A 19,436-nucleotide genomic window follows, 5' to 3' on the forward strand; every position below is an offset into this window, starting at 1 on the left:
CCTCGTCGAGCGCCGTACCGGCGACCGCGTCCCTGTGTGGCACGCCCGGCCGTCGAGGCGCATCCTGGTGGCGAGATCGCCGGTGGCGGGCCGAGGCCCTCTACGCCATGGGGGCACCCGCCCGCTCCGAGACGGACGTCGAGACGAGCTTCGGCTCCACCCACGTCTACCGGTACGGCCCCTCGGACCCCGCCGCCGAGTCCCGGACCCCGATCGTCCTGATCCACGGCGCCGGCTACAGCTCGGCGATGTGGTACCCCGACACCCCCGGGCTCAGCCTCGACCGCCCCGTCTACGCCTTCGACACCCCCGGCGACGCCAACCGCAGCGTCCATCGCGAACCGATGTGGCAACCCGAGCGCGCAGCCCAATGGATGGACGAGGCCCTCGACGCCCTCGGCCTCGACCGGGTCCACCTCGTCGGCTCGTCCTACGGCGGCTGGCTCGTACTCAACCAGGCCCACCGGCAGCCCGGACGGCTCGCCTCGGTCACCGCCCTCGACCCCGGCGGCCTGGAGAAGGTCGGCCTGCGCTTCTTCGCCTGGGTCTTCGTGAGCCTGTTCGCGACGCTCGCCCCCGAGGCGCTGCGCCCCCGGCTCGCCAAGTGGCTGGACCAGCCGGTCATCGCCGTCCCCGAGATGCGCAAGTGGATCCAGCTCGGCGCCCGCGCGTACCGGATCCGCCGTCCCGCACCGCTGCCGCTGGCCGAGGACGCGCTGCGGTCCATCCGGACCCCGCTCTACGTCATCATGGGCAAGCACAGCCTGCTCGTGCACCCCAAGCGGCAGCTGGAACGCGTTCCGCGCCTCGTCCCCGGAGCCCGCGCCGAGATCATCACCGCGACGGGGCACGGCCCGCAGATCGACCACCCCGATGTCGTCAACGCCCGGATGCTGTCCTTCATGAAGGACGTCGACTCCCTCGACCCCGCCGCGGCCGGCGCATAGGGACGCGAAACGGCTCTACCGCGGGCTGACGCCCGGCCCTCATACTGAGGCACTGGTTTCCGGGTGGGGGAGGCTTGGGTGTCGTCGGAGCGTGGTGTCGTACAGGTCCCGCACGCGTTACGTGTCACAGCGCGGGAGCACGGGCTGGGGGCACGCAAGGGGCTCGTGCGGAACGAGCCGAAGCGGTTTCCGTGGGGTGCGGTGCTGCCCGTGGGCGTGCTCGGGGTGTTCCTGGGGTGGCTGGCCGTGTCGTACGCGATCGAGGACCAACGGGAGCAGGGCGCCTGGTACTTCTCGCTTCCGCTGCTCGTTCTCGCGGCGATCCCGCTGGGGTTCGTCGGGTTCTTCCTCTCCGCCTGGCTGTTCCGGCCCCGGCCGCCCCAGATCTGGGTGGCCTGGTACGAGCACGGCGTCCTCCGGCACACCGACCGCGGGGAGACGGAGGCGTACACCTGGGACGAGATCGCCACTGTCACCCTGCAGGACATCAGGGTGACCAACGGGATCACCGGGGCCGGCACGCACCGGCTGACCATCGAAACCGCGCACGGTGCCGAGATCGTCGTGGGCGACGAGTTCGACGGGATCGTGCCCTTCGCCGAGGGCCTCGGCGACGCGTTCAGCCGTGCGCGGGTGCCGCGGGACGCCGCCCGGCTGGAAGCCGGTGAACGGATCGGCTTCGGCGTGGTCGGCATCGACCTCGCCGGCATCACACAGGGCGGCCGCCGCATCGGGTGGCAGGAGGTGGAACGGGTCGACGTGCGGCAGGGCGTCGTCGAGATCCGCCGTCGCGGCGACCGCACGCCGTGGACGACGCTCCCGGCCCCCGGCTTCCCCAACCTGGCCGTCTTCCTGACCCTCGCCGACGCCCTGCTGCGGCAGTACGAAGCCTGAGGCGCGTGCGTCCGTCCGCCGTCCGCCGTCCGCGTTACGGCGCCACCGGGACGGAGGCCCACCAGGTCGAGGGCGCCGCGACCGTGTACCCCAGGGACTCGTACAGCGGCCTGCCCAGCTTCGAGGCGGTGAGGGTGACCGGCACCTCCGCCAGGTGGGCGAGGGCGCCGAGCATGACGGCCCGCCCCACGCCGCGCGACCGGAAGGCGGGCGACGTACCGACCCAGTAGTGGCTGCCGATGCCGTCGTCCAGGACGCTGACGCCGGCTCCCGCGGGCACGCCGTCGCACAGGGCGACGAACACGTCCACGCCCGGCTGCTCGATCAGCGCCTCGGGGAACAGCTCGCCGGGGCGGTGGGGCGCGAACCCGTCCAGCTCGAAGCCCTCGATCACGATCCGCTCGGCCGCCTGGAGGTCCTCGGGCCGCCGCACCCGGATCACCTCCAGGGCCGGCCGGCCGACGGGCCCGGGCGGGCGCAGCATGACCGGCATCTGCCAGTTCCGCATGCCCAGGTGGCTCAGGTCGGTCGAGCTGAACGGATCCTCCACGTTCACCGGGCCCTTCGCCCCGCGGACCAGCGCGGCCACCTCGGCCAGTTCGGCCGGGTCGAGGTCGGGTTCCTGGATGAGGACCCGCAGGCCGGCCCGCTCGTCGCCGTCGACCGCGACGAATCCGCGGCGTCGGACGACCTCGTGCCCCCGGCACCGGCCGGTCGCGGTCCACAGGGCAGCGGAGTTACGGGCCTGACGCGTCGGCGCGTCGGCCGGGGACGGGGACGGGGACACGGGGGCGGGTCGGTCCTGGGACGTCGGTCTGGGTGTCATGACGCCTACGGTAGTGCGCAGTTGACCCCGCGTCCGGGCCACTTACGGGCGGTCCGACTGGGTCGCTTTCCGCCCTCCGCGCGCCTTCCACACTCGGTCCCGTCCGCCGGGCCGCCTTCCGCGATCGATCCCGGGCCCGCGCCCTCCGCCTGCCGCTCCGCCCCCAGGGCGCCTAGGATCGCGGGCATGGCGCTGATCATGAGTGACGTGGACCGGTTCGAGGCCGCCAGGCCCCGGCTCGAGGCCATCGCCTACCGGCTGCTCGGCTCGTCGAGCGAGGCGGAGGACGCCGTGCAGGAGACGTACCTGCGCTGGCAGGCGGCCGACGCCGGGAGGATCGAGGTACCCGAGGCCTGGCTGACCAAGGTCCTCACCAACCTCTGCCTCAACCAGCTGACTTCGGCACGCGCCCGGCGCGAGACGTACGTGGGGCGCTGGCTTCCCGAGCCGCTGCTCACCGGGGACCCGATGCTCGGCCCCGCCGACACCGCGGAGCAGCGCGAGTCGGTGTCGTACGCCGTCCTCGTCCTCCTGGAGCGCCTGTCCCCCAACGAGCGCGCGGTGTACGTGCTGCGGGAGGCCTTCGCGTACGCGCACCGGGAGATCGCCGAGATCCTGGACATCACCGAGACCTCCAGCCAGCAGATCTACCACCGCGCCAAGAAGCACGTCGCGGACGGCAGGGCCCGTACCGAGATCGACGAGGCCGCCGCCCGGCGGATCGTCGAGGAGTTCCTGGCCGCGGCGACCAGCGGCCGTACCGAACCCCTCATCCGCCTGCTCACCGAGGACGCCATCTCGGTCGGCGACGGCGGCGGCAAGGTCCCGGCCCGCGCGAAGGCGTTCGAGGGCGCGCTCGCGGTCGCCACGTTCATGCGCGGCCTGTTCAAGCCCAGCAAGGCCAAGCGGAACCTCGTCGGCGGCACCGCCGAGATCTACGCCGCCACCGCCAACGGCGGGCCCGCCATCGTGGCCGTCGTCGACGGCCGCGTCATCGGCATCACCTGCCTGGAGGTCGGCCCGGAGGGCATCGTGGCGCTCCGCAACCAGGTCAACCCCGACAAGCTCGTCCGCGCGACCGAGCTGTGGGCCGCCACCGACCACGGAGCGGGTCCTCTGCACCTCCTCTGACCCTCACAAAGGCGATCTGACACCCACCGGGCAGAGTGTGACTCAGGTCACATTCAGATCCTGTCAGGGAACGTGTCGCTGTCCGGTTCAAGGTGCGAAACCACGCCGGACAGCGGCGGACCCGCCCAGACAGGAGCACGGACATGGAGCACCGCATCGTCGTCCTCGGAGCCGGCTACACCGGTGCCGCCGCCGCCGGCCGCATCGCCAAGCGGCTGCACCGCGAGGGCGTCACCATCACCCTCGTCACCGCCGAACCCGACTTCGTCGAACGCGTCCGCCTGCACCAGCTCGCGGCCGGCCAGGACCTCAAGCCCCGGCCGTTCGACGAGATGTTCGCCGGCACGGGCGTGGAACTGAAGCTCGCGAAGGTCACCGCCGTGGACGTGGACCGCAAGACGGTGGCGGTCGCCGCCGCGACCGGCTCCGGGCGGGAGGAGCTGGCGTACGACACCCTCGTCTACGCCCTCGGGAGCGGCTGGAACGACGGCGGCGTCCCCGGCACCGCCGCGCACGCCCACGAGATCTCCAGCCGCCCCGGCGCCCTCCGCCTCCGGGACCGCCTGGCCGCCCTGGACGCCGGCGGGACGGTCGTCGTGGTCGGCGGCGGCCTGACCGGCCTGGAGGCCGCCACCGAGATCGCCGAGGCCCGCCCGGACCTCGCCGTCTCCCTGGCCGCCCGCGGCGGCCTCGGCGACTGGCTCTCCGAGAAGGGCCGGACCCACCTGCGGAAGGTGGTGGACAAGCTCGGCATCACGGTCCACGAACACGCGGCGGTCGAGGCCGTGGAAGCGGACCGTGTCGTCACCGCCGAGGGCCGGACCGTCCCCGCCGACGTCACCGTCTGGACCACCGGGTTCGCCGTCCACCCGATCGCCGGTGCCACCACCCTGGAGCTCGCCGACGACGGCCGGATCGTGGTCGACGGCACGATGCGCTCGGTCTCCCACCCGGACGTGTACGCCGTGGGCGACGCGGCGATGGCGCTCGGCCCCGGGGACAAGCCGCTGCGCATGTCCTGCGCCTCGGGCGTCCCCATGGCCTGGCAGGCCGCCGACGCGATCGCCGCCCGGCTCGCCGGCACCAAGGTCCCCCACATCTCCATCCGCTACGCCCAGCAGTGCGTCTCCCTCGGCCGCGGCGAGGCCCTGATCCAGTTCGTCACCGCCGACGACCGGGCGGTCGACAAGGCCTTGACCGGCCGCATGGCCGCCCGCTACAAGGAGCTGATCTGCAAGGCCGCGGCCTGGGGCGTCGCCAACCCGACCCTGGGCATGCCGTCCCGGCGCCACCGGGTCGTCGGGCAGGAGGCCCGGAACCCCGCGCCGGTCGAGGCAGCGGCCTGACCGCGCCGCCGAAGGTCTCGGAAACTCGAAGCCAGGTCGGCCCAGCAGGCCCCGCAGGCCTTGAAGGTGCATGTGTCCCAAGCCGTCGTGCCGCCGGTCGTCACCGCGAGAGCGAGGACGGCGGCGGCGACGGGGACGGCGACGGGGACGGCGACGGGGACGGCGACGGCGACGGGGGACAGACGGCGGTGTAGGTCCGGGCGAGCGCGTGGACCGTGTCCGCCATCGCCCGGCGCAGCTCCTCCGGCGCGACGACCTCCACGTCCGTGCCGAGCCTCAGCAGCTCCCCGCAGGCGTGCCCGGTGCTCTCGGTCGGTATGACGGCCTCGATCCAGCCGTCACCGCCCGCCACCTCGGTCACGGTGGCCTCGCAGGCTCTCGCCACCTCGGGCGGAACGTTGTCGGCCAGCCGCTCCCGCCCCCGCGGCGACAGCCGGATCGTGGCGGTGCCCGTGAAGCGACGCACATCGAAGTCGTCGAGGTACGAAGCCCAGTACTCCTCCAGGACGAAGTCCTCCGGCCGTTCGAATCGTTCGTCCCTCACCACCGTGTCCAGGATGCGGGCGATCCGAAAGGTGGCGGTCCTGCCGTCCACCCCTGCCACCAGGTACCAGGCGCCCGACTTGAGGACCAGGCCGTACGGGTGCAGCAGCCGCCGCACCTCCCGCGGTTCGCGCCAGCGGCGGTACCGCACGTCCACCGTCCGCCGGGCGAACACCGCGTCCACGAGCAGCGGCAGACACGGAGTCTCCTCGGCCTCCCGGTACCAGCCGGGAGCGTCCAGGTGGAACACCGCGTCGGCCCGCGTCGCCTCCTCCCGCAGGGCGGCCGGCAGTGCCGCCAGCAACTTCAGCCTCGCCGCCGCCACTTCCTCCGCGAGCCCCAGGTCGGCGGCGGGAGCGGGCAGCCCGGCGAGGAACAGCACCCTGGCCTCACTCTCGCTCAGTCCGGTGAGGTGGGTGCGGTAGCCGTCGAGCAGCCGATAGCCGCCGGAACGGCCCTGCTCGGCGTAGACCGGTACTCCGGAGGCCTGCAGGCGGTCGAGATCGCGGTACGCGGTCCGTACGGAGACCCCCAGCTCGGCGGCGAGACGCCGGGCCGACATCCGGCCCCGGGTCTGGAGCAGCAGCATCATCGACAGCAACCGGTCCGCGGGCATACGGGAATTCTGCTCCAGGCACCGAGAACACGGAGACAACGGGAACGCCCGGAGCGCCTGGAACCCCGCGAACACCGGAAACACCGCGAACACCGGCCGCGAAACACTGACAGACAGTGGCACGCCTCGGCCCTAGCGTCGGCCCGACCCCATCCGGCCCGTCCGGCCCATCCGGCCCATCCGGTCCGGTCGAAGACACCCCACCCAGGAGTCCGTCGTGCCCAACGCCCCCCGCACCGCCCCCGCCCGCCACCCCGCCGTGGTCGAACTGCGCCAGTACACCCTGCTCCCCGGGCGCCGGGACGAGCTCATCGAGCTGTTCGAGCGGGAGTTCGTCGAGTCCCAGGAGGCGACCGGGATGACCGTCCTCGGCCGGTTCCGGGACCTCGACGATCCCGACCGCTTCGTCTGGCTCCGCGGCTTCCCCGACATGGAGACCCGGCGTGAGGCCCTCTCCGCCTTCTACGGCGGGCCGGTCTGGGCGGCACACGGCCCCAGGGCCAACGCGACCATGGCCGACTCCGACGACGTCCTGCTGCTGCGCCCGCTGCCGGCCGCCACCACTGCACCCGACGTCGCCGCCTCACCCGACCCCTTCGTGGCCGTCGCGCTGTGGCACTTCCCGCCGGGAGACGGGGACGGCCCCGCGCTGATCCACGACCGTCTCGCCCCCATCCTGCGGGAGACGGGGCCCGCGCCCCTCGCCGTCCTCGTCACGGAGACCGCCGCCAACACCTTCCCCCGGCTCCCCGTCCGCACCGGGGAGAACGTGGTCGCCGTCATCACCTCGTACCCGGACGAACTCGCCCACCGCCGTCATCTCGCCGCCACGGCGGACCACCCGCGCGTACGGGACGAGATCCGACCGGCCGTCGAGCGGGCGCAGTCGGAGGCCCCGCTCGTCCTCCGTCTGACGCCCACGGACCGCTCGTGCTCCGCCTGAGCCCGTCCGCTGAGGGCCGACGTCGCGACCCTTCCGTCTCATTCCGTCCAGGGCTGGAGCTTCTCCGGGTTGCGGACCGCCCAGATGTGCGTGATCCGGTCGCCCTCGAAGCCGAACGCCGCCACCGTCACGGTCGTACCGCCGCGTCGGGCCACCAGGCCGGGGCGGCCGTTGACCGAGCGGACCTCGAGCGTCATGCCGGGTGCCATGTCGCCGATCGCCACGATGTAGCGGGCGATCTCGCCGGCCCCGGTGATCGGGCGGAGGGCCGCGCCGACCAGGCCGCCGCCGTCGACGACCACCGTGGCGTCCGGGTTGAGCAGGCCGACGAGGGCCGCGATGTCCTGGGCCTCCCATGCCTGCTTGAAGTCCTTGATGACGCGGGCCTGGAGACCGGTCGGCGGCTCCGGCTCCCGGGCCGCCCGGACGCGCCGGCGGGCCGACGAGGCCAGCTGCCGGCATGCCGCGGGCGTGCGGCCGACGATCGTGGCCAGTTCGGTGAACGGGTACCGGAAGACGTCGTGCAGGATGAACGCGACCCGCTCGGCCGGGGTCATGGATTCGAGGACGACGAGGAAGGCCATGTCGACCGACTCGTCGAGGGCGATCCGGTCGGCCGGGTCGCTCCCGCCGTCGCCAGGACGGCCGTTCAGCCACGCCGTCGTGTCGGGCAGGGGCTCCGGGATCCACTCCCCCACGTAGCGCTCGCGGCGCGCCCGCGCCGAGCCGAGGACGTCCAGGCAGATCCGGCCGACCACCGTCGTCAGCCAGGCGCCGGGCGCCCGGACGGCCTCCTGCTGCGGTCCGGACATCGCGTACCAGCGGGCGAAGGCCTCCTGAACGGCGTCCTCCGCCTCCGCGAGGGAGCCGAGCAGCCGGTAGGCGACATTGATCAACTGCGGGTACTCGCCCTCGGGGTGGGCGGACGCGGGCGTGAGCCCGCTCTCCGGTTCCGTACGACTGCCGCTCATGGTGGTGGTGTCCCCCTCTGTTCGATCCGCGCCCGCCGTGATCGGTGAGACGCGCATCACTCCGTAACCCCGGTACAGCGCCTCACATTCTCGCGGGCTGCGTCGTCGGACTGTCGAGAGAGCGACCGGCAGCGGAAGGACGGGATCACCATGGCCACGCGGACGACAGCGGGGACGGCGGGGACAGCGGCGTCGACGACGGGAGCGGACGGGGCAGGCGCAGGGGAATCGGCAGGGGCAGGGGTGGTCGCGGGGCGGGGCGGCGGCGGCCGGTTCACCGGGTTCGTGCGCGTCTCGATCGCCCTGCAGACGGCGGCCATCTTCTTCCAGGCCGTCACGGCCGGAATGGCGCTGACCTCGGAGGTCGGGTCGACCCTGCACGACCTCGGCTCCAAGGGCATGTACGCGATGTCGATGCTGTACCTGCTCGCCGCGGTCCTGGCGTGGCGGCCGGGCGGCGGCCCGGCCCGGCCCCCCCTCTACGCGACCGGGTTCCTGCTCCTCGGGACCCTGCAGGTGGTGATGGGCGTCTATCACGTGATGGCCGTCCATCTCCCCCTGGGCGTGCTGATGTTCGGCCTGAGCACGCTTGATCTGGGACGGGTCGTGCTCCAGCGGACGCGTCCGGCGGAAGCCCGTACCCGTGCCGATGCAGGTGCCGGAGCCGGAGTCGGAGCCGGAGCCGGTGCTGGTGTCCGTGCCCCTCGCTAGCCTCTGACCGAAGTGGCGTCCCCCGTAATGGAGTTGCTGACCGCCGCCGTCCTGGAAGCCGACTGAGCCCGGCCGGCACTCCACATTCGTCAGGAATCGAGAAGCGGGGGACTGGGCGCCCAACTAGCTTGTGGGCATGGACATCACCATTCACACCACGGTCCTCCCGCACGAGGATCCCGACGCCTCCCTCGCCTTCTACCGCGACGCCCTCGGCTTCGAGGTGCGCAGCGACGTCGGCCAGGGCAGGACCCGATGGATCACCGTCGGACCCGTCGGACAGCCCGGTACGTCGATCCTCCTCGCACCGCCCGGCGCCGACCCGGGCATCACCGAGGCCGAGCGGCGGACCATCGCCGAGATGATGGCCAAGGGCACGTACGGCTGGATCCTGCTCGCCACCCCCGACCTCGACGCCACCTTCGAGAAGATCCAGGCCGGGGACGTCGAGGTGGTCCAGGAGCCGACCGACCAGCCGTACGGCGTGCGGGACTGCGCCTTCCGCGACCCCGCGGGGAACCTCGTCCGCGTCCAGCAACTCCGCTGAAAGGACTCCCCTCATGTGTCATCCTGCGTGGATGAGCGCACTGACCGAGGCGCAGCGCCTGAGTGATCTGGCACGGCTGCGCCGCGTTCGCGACCGGATCGACCGGGAGTACGCACAGCCGCTGGACGTCGAGGCGCTCGCCCGCGGGGTGAACATGTCGGCCGGGCACCTCAGCCGCCAGTTCAAGCAGGCGTACGGCGAGGCGCCCTACTCCTACCTCATGACGCGGCGCATCGAGCGCGCCATGGCCCTGCTCCAGCGCGGCGAGCTCAGCGTCACCGACATCTGCTTCACGGTCGGCTGCTCCTCCCTCGGCACCTTCAGCACCCGCTTCACCGAGCTCGTCGGCGTATCCCCCAGCGTCTACCGGCGACGGGTCGCCGACGGCGAGGCCGGGCTGCCCTCGTGCGTCGCGAAGCAGGTCACCCGACCGGTCAGGAATCGAGAAGCACCGGCGACCGCCCCGCACCTAGCGTGAATCCCATGAACGCCATCGCCTCCGTCACCCTCGAGGTGGCCGACCTCCCGGCCGCCGACCGCTTCTACACCGCCGCCGGCCTCGGCGCCCATGTCCGCCTGCGGGCCTCCGACGCGCCGACCACCGGCTTCCGCGGCTTCTCCCTCTCCCTGACCGTGGACCGGCCGGCCGACGTCCGGCACTTCGTCGACGCGGCCCTCGCCGTCGGTGCCACCTCCCTCAAGCCCGCCTCGAAGTCCTTCTGGGGCTACGGCGGCGTCTTCCAGGCCCCGGACGGGACCATCTGGAAGGTCGCCACCTCGAACAAGAAGGACAACGGCCCGGCCACCGGCCGCGTCGAGTCCTTCGTCCTCCTGCTCGGGGCGGCGGACGTCGCCGCCAGCAAGGCGTTCTACGTCGAGCACGGCCTCACCGTCGGCAAGAGCTTCGGCCGCAAGTACGTCGAGTTCGCCGCGGCCGAGGGCAGCCCGGTCAAGCTCGCCCTGTACGGGCGCCGCGCCCTCGCGAAGGACGTCGGCGTCCCCGTCGACGGCGAGGGGTCCCACCGGATCGCGCTCGGCGGCGAGGGCACCGGTGCCTTCACCGACCCGGACGGGTTCACCTGGGAGCCCGCTTCCGTGGCCGCCGCGTCCTGACGCCGGAGGTCCGCAGCCCGTACGCCGGTAGCTCGTCGCCCGTACGCACCTGTAGCCCGTCGCCCGTAGGCCCCTGTAGCCCGTTCGCCGCACCCCGGTGGAGCGGCACCCCGTAGCCCGGTAGACCCGTAGCCCGTAGCTGCGTATCCCGCACCCCCGCAGACCCGTACCCCGGTAGATCCGCACCCCCGTACCCCGACCGGCCTTGTGAGAGGAACCCCCGTCATGTCGAACAGCACCGCCGCCCAGGGCAAGAGCAGCGCGAAGTACGACGGTTTCACCGAGGAGGAGCGCGACGCGATGAAGGAGCGCGCCACGGAGCTGAAGGGCACCGCTCGGCGCGGTTCGCGCGCGGCCAAGGCCGACGGGGAGGCCGATGCCCTGGCGAAGATCGCCGAGATGACGGACAACGACCGGGTGCTCGCCGAGCGGATCCACGCGATCGTCAAGGAGCACGCGCCGGGCCTGGCGCCGAAGACCTGGTACGGGATGCCCGCGTACGCCAAGGACGGCAAGGTCGTCTGCTTCTTCCAGAGCGCGCAGAAGTTCAAGAGCCGCTACGCCACGCTCGGCTTCAGCGACCTCGCCCAGCTCGACGAGGGCTCCCTGTGGGCGACCAGCTACGCCCTGACCGAGCTCACCGACGCCGACGAGGCCCGGATCGCCGCGCTCATCGCGCGGGCCGCCGGCTGATCCGCCGGGCGCGGGCGGTACACGGCCGGCGCGCGGCTCGGGCCGGGCGCGCCGGCCGTAGACGCGGGGAAATCTCCGAGATCGCCCCGTAAGAATTCGAAGCTACGCGCGGTGAAAATTTGTCATGTAAACACACGGGATGCGACAGGGCGAAATCTTCACCCCGCACGGTCCGCCCCGTCGTGCTACTGTCGATATCAGTTGCAGTTGTGGGTCCCGAACGTACGAGTGCCCTTCCGGTTTTCCGGCGCTGGGCACCCTTTTTCATTTCCGGGCTTTTTCCGGACGGGGCGATCATCGCAGCGACACGGAGCACACACTGTGTGCGCTCCGAGCACTGCCCCGAAGGAGAATTTGGTATGGCGACTGGCACCGTTAAGTGGTTCAACTCGGAAAAGGGCTTCGGCTTCATCGAGCAGGACGGTGGCGGCCCCGACGTCTTCGCCCACTACTCGAACATCGCCGCCTCCGGCTTCCGTGAGCTGCAGGAAGGCCAGAAGGTGAGCTTCGACATCGCGCAGGGCCAGAAGGGCCCGACCGCCGAGAACATCGTCCCCGCCTGACACCCGGCGCTGACGCGTAGCACAAGCTGACGAGCTGAGGCCCGCACCTTTGGGGTGCGGGCCTCAGCTCTTTGCCACCGTACTCTTCAGTACCCCTCATCGGCTGCGGGAATTTCCTGGCAGGCCCCCTCCTGGACCACTTCTGGACCACTTCTCCGCAGGAGTCACCATGCGCTGTGTCATCGCCCGCTTCCCGTTCGAGCTGACCAAAGCCGGCGTGATCGAATCCATGAAGGGCGTCAAGGCCGAGCCCGCCATCGGCGATGTCGTCGTCATCGGGCGGCGCCAGTTCCCCGTGAAGCAGGTCGGCGAGGTCGTCACCCGCCAGGACCGCCGCGACTTCAGCGCCGGCGAGGTCGTGCGGGCCATGACGAAGCTCGGTTTCACCTGCCTCACGGTCACCGCCGAGGAGCAGGCCTCGCCGTCCGAGACGACCTTCTGACCGGTCGGCGGGCTTCGGGACGGTCGACGGGCTCCGGGCCGGTCAGTGATCGAAGTAGCTGAAGTCGCCCACCGTCCAGGCGCTGACGTCCTCGAGGGCGACCCGGTACATGCCGCCGGTCTCCGGGATGCCCACCGTGCCCTGGAGGATCCGGGCGAGGTGGAAGTGCAGGTGGGTGGGCGGCCCGTCCGCGCGTTCGGAGGGGCTGAAGACCCCCGAGAACTCCCCCAGGCGGGCGGAGTCCGTCAGGACCTCCGACACCCGCTGTCGCCACAGGGCTTCCGGGGCCAGCCGACCCGTGAGGACCACACCCCCCGCGACCACCGTCATGGACATCTGATTGCTCTGCCCGGACTCCACCGTGGCGGCAATGTCAACGAGCAGCTCGTCAGGCTTCGACATGGAAGTCCATTCTAGGCGGCACTCCGGCCCCGTGGCCGTACCGCGTGAGGACCGCCGCCCGCTACAGCGGCGCGGTGTCGTCCGCCGGGAACGCCGGGCCGTGTCCCGGCACGATCACGTCGGCCGCGGCCAGGACGCGGAGGCGGGACTCCTTGAGGACCGTGTGGTCGGGGGCCACCGGGTCCTCCACCGGACCGTTCGGCCGCCACCACAGGTCGCCCACGAAGGCGACGACGCCCGTGTCGGTGCCGGCGAGGAGCGTGATGTCCTCGGGGCTGTGGCCGGGGGTACGGACCAGCCGCAGGGACGGGGCCAGCTCGTGGCCCTCCGCGTCGCGGTCGGTCCACTGGTCGTTCTCGTAGATCGCCTTGTGGTCGTGGACGCGGGCCCGGCCGAACAGGCCGACGTTCATGGTGTTGTCGGGGTGGTGGTGGCTGAGCACCACGTCGGTGACGTCGTCGGGTCCCAGGCCGAGTTCGGCGAGCGGGCCGAGGATCCGGTCGCGGCTCGCCACCATGCCGGGGTCGACGATCACGTGCCGGTCGCCGTCCCGCACGTACGAGACGGTGGCGGCGACCCCGGGGCCCGTGGAGAGCGTGTATCCGGTGGTCAGGATCGTGTAGGCGGCGGTGCGGGCGCTCGGTGCGTCGTGGTTCGTCATGTCCCCAAGTCTTCTGCGCGGCACGGATCTTCACGAGTGGCCGTGCTGCCATCCATCGCGGGAATCGTGCCATCACAGTATTCGGGGCTGTGCCCGCGTCCAGGGCCGGTTGTCGGCACCACCGCCGTCCGTGCCGCTTCCGGGCCCCGTGCCACACTCGGCCCCATGCCGCCCTTCGTCACCGTCGCCGCCTACGCCCCGCACGGGGTCGGCATGCTCGGCGCGGGCATCGTCTCCGAGGTGTTCGACGCCCGCGGCGGGGGCCTTCCGCTGTTCGACTTCGCGCTCTGCACCGACCGGCCGGGGAACGTCCGCACCGACGTCGGTCTGCCCCTCGTGGTCGAGCACGGTCTGGACCGGCTGGCTTCCGCAGACCTGGTGATCGCCCTGCCCTGGGCCGAGTTCCGTACGCCTCCCGGGCCCGAGGTGCTCGACGCGCTGACCGCCGCCCACGCGCGCGGGGCACTCGTCGCCGCCCACTGCGTCGGGGCGTTCGCGCTGGCCGCGGCCGGGCTGCTCGACGGGCGGCGGGCCACCACCCACTGGCGGTTCGCCGGACTCCTGGCCGAACGCCACCCGGACGTCACCGTCGAACCCGACGCCCTCTACGTCGACCAGGGCCCCCTCGTCACCGGCGCGGGCGCCGCCGCCGGGTTCGACCTCTGCCTGCACCTGCTGCGCCGGGAGTACGGGGCCACCACGGCCAACGCCATCGCCCGGGACCTGGTGCTGCCCTCCCACCGGGACGGCGGCCAGGCCCAGTACCTCGCCACGCCCGTACCCGAGGACAGCCGGGACGACCGGCTCACCGACGTCCTCGCCTGGGCCCGGGAGCATCTCCACGAGCCGCTGCCCGTCGCGGAGCTGGCCCGCCGGGCTCTGATGAGCCGCCGTTCCTTCGCCCGCCGGTTCGCCGCCTCCACGGGCACCACCCCGCACGCGTGGCTGCTCTCCCTGCGGCTGAGCCGGGCCGAGGAACTCCTGGAGACCACGGACCTGCCGGTCGAGGAGATCGCCCGCGCGGTCGGCTTCGGGAGCGCGGCGGTGCTGCGCGCCCAGTTCGTCCGCCGCCGCGGCGTCCCGCCCCGGTCGTACCGCCGTTCCTTCACCCGTACGCCCGTCGTCTGAGACCGGACCGGGCGGACCGGGCGGACCGGGCGGACCGGTCGGACCGGTCGGACCGGGCGTCCGGGGTTCAGACAAGTGCCGCGGCCGTCAGGGCCAGGGCCGAGCCGGCGAAGACCACCGTGTGGCGGACGTTCTGGAGGACGCGGGTCCAGGCGGGGAACGCGCCCTCGGCGGCCGCGAGGAAGGCGGGGACGTCGACCCGGAGGAGCTCGGGGTCGCCCTTGCGCCGGAAGGCGGCGCGGACGGACTTCACGGCACCGAGCTGGCTCTGCAGGATCGCGATGTTGGCGAGGAAGGCGATCGAGGAGAAGACCCAGGTGAGGGTGGTTCCCCAGGAGCTGCCCAGCAGGTTGAGGACGGCGGCGGTCAGCGACGCGGCGGCGAAGGCGCCGGGCGCCCACCACTCGTGGCCGCTCGCGTCGAAGCGGAGCCGGTTCTCCTCCAGGACGGCCGGGCGGACGCCCTGGCGGTCCAGCTCGGTGACGGCGGCGGCCTTCGCGACGGCGCCGAAGCGGTGGCGGAGGACCGGGATGCTGACGAAGGCGGCGGAGACGAGGATCTGACCGGCGGCGGCGAGGACGGTGAGGGTGTTCATGGTGGCGGGCTCCTTCAGGGCGATCAGGCGGGTTGGAGCGGGACTTCGTGGCTTCGTGGCTTCGTGGCTTCGTTCCGGATGACTTGCACTTAGTTCAAGTGGCGATGTCGAGAACTGTAGAGCCCACTTGAACTAAGTGCAAGAGCAGACTTGAACATTGTGCAACCGCGTCCGCGCTGACCTATCGTGAGCCCATGGCCCGCTCCACGCTCACCCGTGACCAGATCGTCCGCACCGCCGTCGAGCTCCTCGACTCCGACGGCCTCGAAGGCCTCAACATGCGCAGCCTCGGCCAGCGCCTCAACTCGGCCGCCACCGCCGTCTACTGGCACGTCAAGAACAAGGACGACCTGGTGACCCTCGCCGGAGACCTGGTCTGGGACGAGGTCCGGCTCCCCGACCTCGACGCCGTCGACTGGCGCACCGCCGCCGTCGCCATGGCCGGCGACCTGCACGCGATGTTCACCCGGCACCCCTGGCTCGTGCAGGCCTTCGCGACCCACCTCTTCCACGGCGAGGGCAAGGCCCGCCACGACGACCACAACCTCGCGGTGTACGAGGCCGCCGGGTTCGTGGGACCCGCGGCCGACCTGGCCGCCGCGTCCGTCTTCACGTACGTCCTCGGCAACGCCTCGTCCGCCGCCGCCACGGCCGCCCTGACCCGCCGGATCGAGCGCGACGGCGGTGACGCCGAGGAGGTGTTCGCCGCCACCATGAAGGAGGCCGTCGAGGTCGGCAGCCGGTTCCCGCGGCTGCGGAGCCGTATCGACGCGCTGGCCGCGAGCGACTACGCCGAGGCTCCCGACGACACGTTCGCGTTCGGGCTCGACGCCCTGCTCGACGGCCTGACGGCCCGACTGCCGGGCTGATGGCCTGCCGGGCCGACGGCCGGCCGGGACCGACGGGCTGATGGCCGGCCGGGACCGACGACGACGGTCGGCCGGGACCGACGGGCCCACGGGCTGACGGGCCCACGGGCTGACGGGCCCACGGGCTGACGGGCTGACGGGCTGACGGGCTGACGGGCTGACGGGCCCATGGGTGACGGGCCGGATCGACGCCCGCGCCCCCGCGCCCCCGCCCCCGTCGCCCGTCCGGACGCGCTCCGCTTGTGGAAGCCCTCCGCCCGATCGAGCTTGGGCTCATCGCGCGACCCCGAGGGAGGGCCCATGAGCAGCATCGACACGCCGGCCGACGTGCCCAAACCGCGGGCGGCGACGCGGCCCGCGCCCACCACCCTCACCTGGGTGACGCTCGCCCTGATGACCACCGCGTCGGTGGCGAGTCTGCGGGCCGCGCCCACCATGGCCGTCTACGGCCTGGCCTGCGTGTTCCTCTACCTCGTTCCGGCGATCGTGTTCCTGCTGCCGACCGCCCTGGTCTCCGCGGAACTCGCCTCCGGCTGGAACGGCGGCGTGTACCGGTGGGTCTCGGAGGGGCTGTCGAAACCGCTCGGGTTCCTGGCCGTGTGGTGCCAGTTCGCGATGACGATCTTCTACTACCCGAGCCTGCTCGGGTTCGTCGCGTCCACCATCGCCTTCATCATCGACCCGGCACTCGCCAACAGCGGCCCGTACACCGCGATCGTCATCGTGGTCCTCTACTGGACGGGCGTGTGGATCTCCTCGCGCGGCACGAAGGCCCTGGCCGGACTGGCCAGTTGGGGCCTGATCATCGGGACCCTGATCCCCGGCACCCTGCTGGTGGTCCTCGGCATGGTCTTCCTCGGCCAGGGCAACCCCTCGGCCGCCCCGATGACCGCCGCGAACCTCTTCCCGCAGTGGACGGGCCTCGCCAGCCTCGTCCTGATCGTCAACAACTTCCTGTCGTACTCCGGCATGGAGATGAACGCCGTGCACGTCTCCTCGCTCAAGGACCCGGCGAAGGAGTACCCCAAGTCGATGTTCCTGGCGATGGGCCTGGTGCTGCTGATCTTCATCCTGCCGGCGCTCGCCATCAGCTGGGTCGTCCCGTCCGACCAGCTCAGCCTCACGGCGGGCGTGATGCAGGCCTTCGACGCCTTCTTCGCCTACTTCAACATCGGCTGGCTCACCCCGATCGCCGCCGTCGCCCTGGTGTCCGCCTCCCTCGGCGGCATGCTCACCTGGCTCGCCGGCCCCTCGAAGGGCCTGCTGGAGATCTCCCGCCAGGAGGGCTACCTGCCGCCGTTCCTGCAGAAGCTGAACAAGAACGGCATCCAGCAGAACATCCTGGTCACCCAGGGCATCGTCACCACGGTCATCGCCCTCGGGTACGCGCTGATCCCGAACGTCTCCAGCGTCTACTGGATCTTCTCGGTCATCACCACACAGGTGTACCTGATCGTCTACCTGCTGATGTTCGCCGCGGCGATCCGGCTGCGGAAGACCCAGCCCGACCATCCCCGCGGCTACCGCGCGCCCGCCCTCGGCGTGCTGTGCGTCGTCGGCCTGCTCGCCTCGCTCGCCGCCCTGTGCATCGGCTTCATCCCGAGCTCGCAGTTCGGCAGCGGCAGCGTCTGGGTGTACGTCGCCATCGTCGGCGGCGGCCTCGTCATCCTGGGCCTGCTCATCCCGTGGGCCTTCCTGAAGTTCCGCAAGCCGAGCTGGAAGACGGCCCCGGACACCGCTGCGAGCGAGGGAGAGCAGGCATGAGCCCCACCCGGTTCGCCTCCGAGCACAAATGGGTCTACTGGGGCGCGATCGTGATCCTCGTCAGCCTCGTCATCACCGGCATCGTCCGGTACGAGGCGGTGAAGACGAACAACGAGACCGCGTCCAAGGCCAACCAGCTCAGGGACCAGCTGGTGAAGGCCGGGTACCCGGCGCCCGACACCGAGACCCTCGAACGGGTGCTGGGCACCGACGGCGGCCCGGTCTGCGACGACCCCGGCAGCGCCCTGAAGACGGCGCTGTGGAAGATCCAGCAGGGGAACGGGGCCACGGGCCCCGGGATGCGTCCCGTCATCACCGACTCCAAGGCCGTCGAGGTCGAGCGGATCGTCCTCCAGGTCTACTGCCCCGACGAGGTCGACGACTTCGAGGACTCCCTGAACGACCTCAAGACCGACGACACCGTCCGCCGCTGAGCCGCGGGGGCCGCAGGGACCCGGCGCGGTCTGGCTCCGGACGGCCGCCGACGGCGGGACTCGGTGCGGCCACGGGCCGGGGTCCGGGCGGCCACTCACGCGCCGGCCTCGGACGGCCACTCACGGACCGGACTCCGGACGGCCGCGGCCCGGGGCCGGTGGGGGCAGCCTCCACCGGACCCCGGCCTTGCGCGATCATGCCGTCATGAAGCTGCGTTGCGTCGTACTCGACGACTACCAGGGCGTCGCCCTGACCTCCGCCGACTGGAGCCCGCTCGCCGACCGCGTCGAGGTACGCGTCCTGCGCGAGCACCTCACCGACCGGGACGCGCTCGTCGCCGCCGTGGAGGACTGCGAGATCCTCGTCGTCATGCGGGAGCGGACCCCGGTCGACGCCGACCTCCTCGCCCGGCTCCCCCGGCTCCGGCTCCTCATCACCTCCGGGATGCGCAACGCCTCCGTCGACGTCGCCGCCGCACGCGCGCGCGGGATCACCGTCTGCGGCACGGCCAGCAGTTCCGAGCCGCCCACCGAACTCACCTGGGCGCTGCTCCTCGGTCTGGCCCGGCACGTACCGGCCGAGGCGCGGGCGCTGCGCGAGGGCGGGCCCTGGCAGTCCACCGTCGGCGCCGACCTCGCGGGCCGGACCCTCGGTCTCGTCGGTCTCGGCAAGATCGGCGCCCGGGTGGCCAGGATCGGTCTCGCCTTCGGGATGGACGTGCGCGCGTGGAGCCCGAACCTGACGGAGGAGCGGGCCGCGGAGCACGGCGTACGGTGCGCGAAGGACAAGCGGGAGCTGTTCGCCGACAGCGACTTCGTCTCGCTCCACATGGTCCTCTCGGACCGGACCCGGGGTCTGGTCGGGGAGCCCGAGCTACGGGCGATGCGCCCGCACGCGTACCTCGTCAACACCTCCCGGGCAGGGCTCGTCGACGGCGGCGCGCTGCTGCGGGCGCTGCGCGGGGGCTGGATCGCGGGGGCCGGGCTCGATGTCTTCGAGACGGAGCCGCTGCCCGCGGACGATCCGCTGCGGTCCCTCCCGAACGTGCTCGCGCTGCCGCACCTCGGGTATGTCACGGAGGGGAACTACGGGCGGTACTTCGGGCAGGCGGTGGAGGACATCGAGGCGTTCCTGGCGGGTGCGCCGGTACGGGAGCTGGGCTGATCCGCCGGATGAGCCGTGGGCGCCTGGGTGGCGGGGGCGTCCGGTGGAGTGCGGGTCTCCGCCGGACCCGGACTCCGCCGGGGCGTCCGGGTCTCCGCTCAATCGGTCCCGGCTGGGGTCCCGCCGGGCCGA

23 protein-coding genes are annotated in these 19,436 nt (G+C 72.2%); 17 read left to right on the top strand and 6 right to left on the bottom strand.

Annotated features, from left to right (window positions below; all coding sequences use genetic code 11):
• Positions 1-32 precede the first annotated feature (32 nt).
• The gene (locus AMK27_RS17465) at positions 33-947 is read left to right on the top strand and encodes an alpha/beta fold hydrolase (protein ID WP_073909457.1); all 915 of its coding nucleotides are present in this window, start codon (positions 33-35) and stop codon (positions 945-947) included.
• 165 nt (positions 948-1,112) lie between these two features.
• Positions 1,113-1,841, top strand: coding sequence for a DUF6585 family protein (locus AMK27_RS17470; protein ID WP_073908298.1), 729 nt, complete (start codon positions 1,113-1,115; stop codon positions 1,839-1,841).
• Between the two features lie 34 nt (positions 1,842-1,875).
• Here AMK27_RS17470 and AMK27_RS17475 read toward each other — a convergent pair whose 3' ends face one another.
• Entirely contained in the window at positions 1,876-2,667 is a 792-nt protein-coding gene (locus AMK27_RS17475) for a GNAT family N-acetyltransferase (protein WP_073908301.1), read from the bottom strand.
• A 186-nt stretch (positions 2,668-2,853) separates the two neighbouring features.
• On the opposite strand from AMK27_RS17475, the gene sigJ (AMK27_RS17480) reads away from it, so the two are divergent.
• Positions 2,854-3,798 (top strand): RNA polymerase sigma factor SigJ, encoded by a 945-nt coding sequence (gene sigJ / locus AMK27_RS17480; RefSeq protein WP_073908304.1) that lies wholly within the window; start codon positions 2,854-2,856, stop codon positions 3,796-3,798.
• 143 nt (positions 3,799-3,941) lie between these two features.
• Complete coding sequence (locus tag AMK27_RS17485) at positions 3,942-5,144, top strand: NAD(P)/FAD-dependent oxidoreductase (RefSeq protein WP_073908307.1); 1,203 nt, start codon at positions 3,942-3,944, stop codon at positions 5,142-5,144.
• Positions 5,145-5,244: 100 nt separating this feature from the next.
• On the opposite strand, the gene AMK27_RS17490 is transcribed toward AMK27_RS17485, so the two are convergent.
• On the bottom strand, positions 5,245-6,303 hold the full coding sequence (locus tag AMK27_RS17490) for a helix-turn-helix transcriptional regulator (protein WP_073908310.1): 1,059 nt from the start codon (positions 6,301-6,303) through the stop codon (positions 5,245-5,247).
• Between the two features lie 217 nt (positions 6,304-6,520).
• Between AMK27_RS17490 and AMK27_RS17495 the strand changes: the two genes are divergently transcribed.
• Positions 6,521-7,246, top strand: coding sequence for an NIPSNAP family protein (locus tag AMK27_RS17495; protein WP_241847530.1), 726 nt, complete (start codon positions 6,521-6,523; stop codon positions 7,244-7,246).
• A 38-nt stretch (positions 7,247-7,284) separates the two neighbouring features.
• Here the strand turns inward: AMK27_RS17495 and sigJ (AMK27_RS17500) are convergent, their stop codons facing one another.
• Positions 7,285-8,217 (bottom strand): RNA polymerase sigma factor SigJ, encoded by a 933-nt coding sequence (gene sigJ, locus AMK27_RS17500; RefSeq protein WP_073908313.1) that lies wholly within the window; start codon positions 8,215-8,217, stop codon positions 7,285-7,287.
• 243 nt (positions 8,218-8,460) lie between these two features.
• Between sigJ (AMK27_RS17500) and AMK27_RS17505 the strand changes: the two genes are divergently transcribed.
• The 7 genes from AMK27_RS17505 (at position 8,461) to AMK27_RS17535 (ending at position 12,286) form a co-directional block, all read left to right on the top strand.
• Positions 8,461-8,928: a hypothetical protein gene (locus AMK27_RS17505; protein ID WP_073908316.1), complete on the top strand. Its 468-nt coding sequence runs from the start codon at positions 8,461-8,463 to the stop codon at positions 8,926-8,928.
• Positions 8,929-9,064: 136 nt separating this feature from the next.
• Positions 9,065-9,475 carry a VOC family protein gene (locus tag AMK27_RS17510; protein ID WP_073909465.1) on the top strand — a complete coding sequence of 137 codons (411 nt, stop codon included), beginning with the start codon at positions 9,065-9,067 and terminating at the stop codon, positions 9,473-9,475.
• A gap of 13 nt (positions 9,476-9,488) precedes the next feature.
• On the top strand, positions 9,489-9,953 hold the full coding sequence (locus tag AMK27_RS17515) for a helix-turn-helix transcriptional regulator (protein ID WP_198955893.1): 465 nt from the start codon (positions 9,489-9,491) through the stop codon (positions 9,951-9,953).
• Positions 9,954-9,958: 5 nt separating this feature from the next.
• On the top strand, positions 9,959-10,588 hold the full coding sequence (locus AMK27_RS17520; RefSeq protein ID WP_073909469.1) for a glyoxalase: 630 nt from the start codon (positions 9,959-9,961) through the stop codon (positions 10,586-10,588).
• A 225-nt stretch (positions 10,589-10,813) separates the two neighbouring features.
• On the top strand, positions 10,814-11,281 hold the full coding sequence (locus AMK27_RS17525; RefSeq protein ID WP_073908322.1) for an iron chaperone: 468 nt from the start codon (positions 10,814-10,816) through the stop codon (positions 11,279-11,281).
• A gap of 359 nt (positions 11,282-11,640) precedes the next feature.
• Positions 11,641-11,844: a cold-shock protein gene (locus tag AMK27_RS17530; RefSeq protein ID WP_015034705.1), complete on the top strand. Its 204-nt coding sequence runs from the start codon at positions 11,641-11,643 to the stop codon at positions 11,842-11,844.
• 169 nt (positions 11,845-12,013) lie between these two features.
• On the top strand, positions 12,014-12,286 hold the full coding sequence (locus tag AMK27_RS17535) for an SCO5918 family protein (RefSeq protein WP_073908326.1): 273 nt from the start codon (positions 12,014-12,016) through the stop codon (positions 12,284-12,286).
• Between the two features lie 42 nt (positions 12,287-12,328).
• On the opposite strand, the gene AMK27_RS17540 is transcribed toward AMK27_RS17535, so the two are convergent.
• Entirely contained in the window at positions 12,329-12,688 is a 360-nt protein-coding gene (locus tag AMK27_RS17540; RefSeq protein ID WP_073908329.1) for a hypothetical protein, read from the bottom strand.
• A gap of 61 nt (positions 12,689-12,749) precedes the next feature.
• Complete coding sequence (locus AMK27_RS17545; RefSeq protein WP_073908332.1) at positions 12,750-13,349, bottom strand: MBL fold metallo-hydrolase; 600 nt, start codon at positions 13,347-13,349, stop codon at positions 12,750-12,752.
• A 165-nt stretch (positions 13,350-13,514) separates the two neighbouring features.
• On the opposite strand from AMK27_RS17545, the gene AMK27_RS17550 reads away from it, so the two are divergent.
• Positions 13,515-14,477, top strand: a complete 963-nt coding sequence (locus AMK27_RS17550; RefSeq protein ID WP_073908336.1) for a GlxA family transcriptional regulator — start codon at positions 13,515-13,517, stop codon at positions 14,475-14,477.
• A 67-nt stretch (positions 14,478-14,544) separates the two neighbouring features.
• Here AMK27_RS17550 and AMK27_RS17555 read toward each other — a convergent pair whose 3' ends face one another.
• Positions 14,545-15,072, bottom strand: a complete 528-nt coding sequence (locus AMK27_RS17555; RefSeq protein WP_073908340.1) for a hypothetical protein — start codon at positions 15,070-15,072, stop codon at positions 14,545-14,547.
• 194 nt (positions 15,073-15,266) lie between these two features.
• Here AMK27_RS17555 and AMK27_RS17560 point away from each other — a divergent pair, with 194 nt between their 5' ends.
• The 4 genes from AMK27_RS17560 to AMK27_RS17575 all read left to right on the top strand — a co-directional run bounded on the left by AMK27_RS17560 (position 15,267) and on the right by AMK27_RS17575 (position 19,304).
• Entirely contained in the window at positions 15,267-15,941 is a 675-nt protein-coding gene (locus AMK27_RS17560; protein ID WP_073908343.1) for a TetR/AcrR family transcriptional regulator C-terminal domain-containing protein, read from the top strand.
• 300 nt (positions 15,942-16,241) lie between these two features.
• Positions 16,242-17,705, top strand: coding sequence for an APC family permease (locus tag AMK27_RS17565; RefSeq protein ID WP_073908347.1), 1,464 nt, complete (start codon positions 16,242-16,244; stop codon positions 17,703-17,705).
• Positions 17,702-18,139, top strand: coding sequence for a hypothetical protein (locus AMK27_RS17570; protein WP_073908351.1), 438 nt, complete (start codon positions 17,702-17,704; stop codon positions 18,137-18,139). Before AMK27_RS17565 ends, AMK27_RS17570 begins: the two co-directional genes overlap by 4 nt.
• A 205-nt stretch (positions 18,140-18,344) precedes the next feature.
• Positions 18,345-19,304, top strand: a complete 960-nt coding sequence (locus tag AMK27_RS17575; RefSeq protein ID WP_073908355.1) for a D-2-hydroxyacid dehydrogenase family protein — start codon at positions 18,345-18,347, stop codon at positions 19,302-19,304.
• Positions 19,305-19,436 lie beyond the last annotated feature (132 nt).

Source organism: Streptomyces sp. CB02009 (genome assembly GCF_001905825.1).
Classification (GTDB): Bacteria; Actinomycetota; Actinomycetes; order Streptomycetales; family Streptomycetaceae; genus Streptomyces.

Excerpts from the sequence above, each read along its gene's own strand:
- AMK27_RS17545 (WP_073908332.1), bottom strand. The coding sequence starts at position 13,349 with ATGACGAACCACGACGCACCGAGCGCCCGCACCGCCGCCTACACGATC.
- sigJ (WP_073908313.1), bottom strand. The coding sequence starts at position 8,217 with ATGAGCGGCAGTCGTACGGAACCGGAGAGCGGGCTCACGCCCGCGTCC.
- AMK27_RS17530 (WP_015034705.1), top strand. The coding sequence starts at position 11,641 with ATGGCGACTGGCACCGTTAAGTGGTTCAACTCGGAAAAGGGCTTCGGC.
- AMK27_RS17510 (WP_073909465.1), top strand. The coding sequence starts at position 9,065 with ATGGACATCACCATTCACACCACGGTCCTCCCGCACGAGGATCCCGAC.
- AMK27_RS17560 (WP_073908343.1), top strand. The coding sequence starts at position 15,267 with ATGGCCCGCTCCACGCTCACCCGTGACCAGATCGTCCGCACCGCCGTC.
- sigJ (WP_073908304.1), top strand. The coding sequence starts at position 2,854 with ATGGCGCTGATCATGAGTGACGTGGACCGGTTCGAGGCCGCCAGGCCC.
- AMK27_RS17550 (WP_073908336.1), top strand. The coding sequence starts at position 13,515 with ATGCCGCCCTTCGTCACCGTCGCCGCCTACGCCCCGCACGGGGTCGGC.
- AMK27_RS17490 (WP_073908310.1), bottom strand. The coding sequence starts at position 6,303 with ATGCCCGCGGACCGGTTGCTGTCGATGATGCTGCTGCTCCAGACCCGG.
- AMK27_RS17570 (WP_073908351.1), top strand. The coding sequence starts at position 17,702 with ATGAGCCCCACCCGGTTCGCCTCCGAGCACAAATGGGTCTACTGGGGC.
- AMK27_RS17520 (WP_073909469.1), top strand. The coding sequence starts at position 9,959 with ATGAACGCCATCGCCTCCGTCACCCTCGAGGTGGCCGACCTCCCGGCC.
- AMK27_RS17535 (WP_073908326.1), top strand. The coding sequence starts at position 12,014 with ATGCGCTGTGTCATCGCCCGCTTCCCGTTCGAGCTGACCAAAGCCGGC.
- AMK27_RS17555 (WP_073908340.1), bottom strand. The coding sequence starts at position 15,072 with ATGAACACCCTCACCGTCCTCGCCGCCGCCGGTCAGATCCTCGTCTCC.
- AMK27_RS17475 (WP_073908301.1), bottom strand. The coding sequence starts at position 2,667 with ATGACACCCAGACCGACGTCCCAGGACCGACCCGCCCCCGTGTCCCCG.
- AMK27_RS17575 (WP_073908355.1), top strand. The coding sequence starts at position 18,345 with ATGAAGCTGCGTTGCGTCGTACTCGACGACTACCAGGGCGTCGCCCTG.
- AMK27_RS17485 (WP_073908307.1), top strand. The coding sequence starts at position 3,942 with ATGGAGCACCGCATCGTCGTCCTCGGAGCCGGCTACACCGGTGCCGCC.
- AMK27_RS17540 (WP_073908329.1), bottom strand. The coding sequence starts at position 12,688 with ATGTCGAAGCCTGACGAGCTGCTCGTTGACATTGCCGCCACGGTGGAG.
- AMK27_RS17515 (WP_198955893.1), top strand. The coding sequence starts at position 9,489 with ATGTGTCATCCTGCGTGGATGAGCGCACTGACCGAGGCGCAGCGCCTG.
- AMK27_RS17525 (WP_073908322.1), top strand. The coding sequence starts at position 10,814 with ATGTCGAACAGCACCGCCGCCCAGGGCAAGAGCAGCGCGAAGTACGAC.
- AMK27_RS17565 (WP_073908347.1), top strand. The coding sequence starts at position 16,242 with ATGAGCAGCATCGACACGCCGGCCGACGTGCCCAAACCGCGGGCGGCG.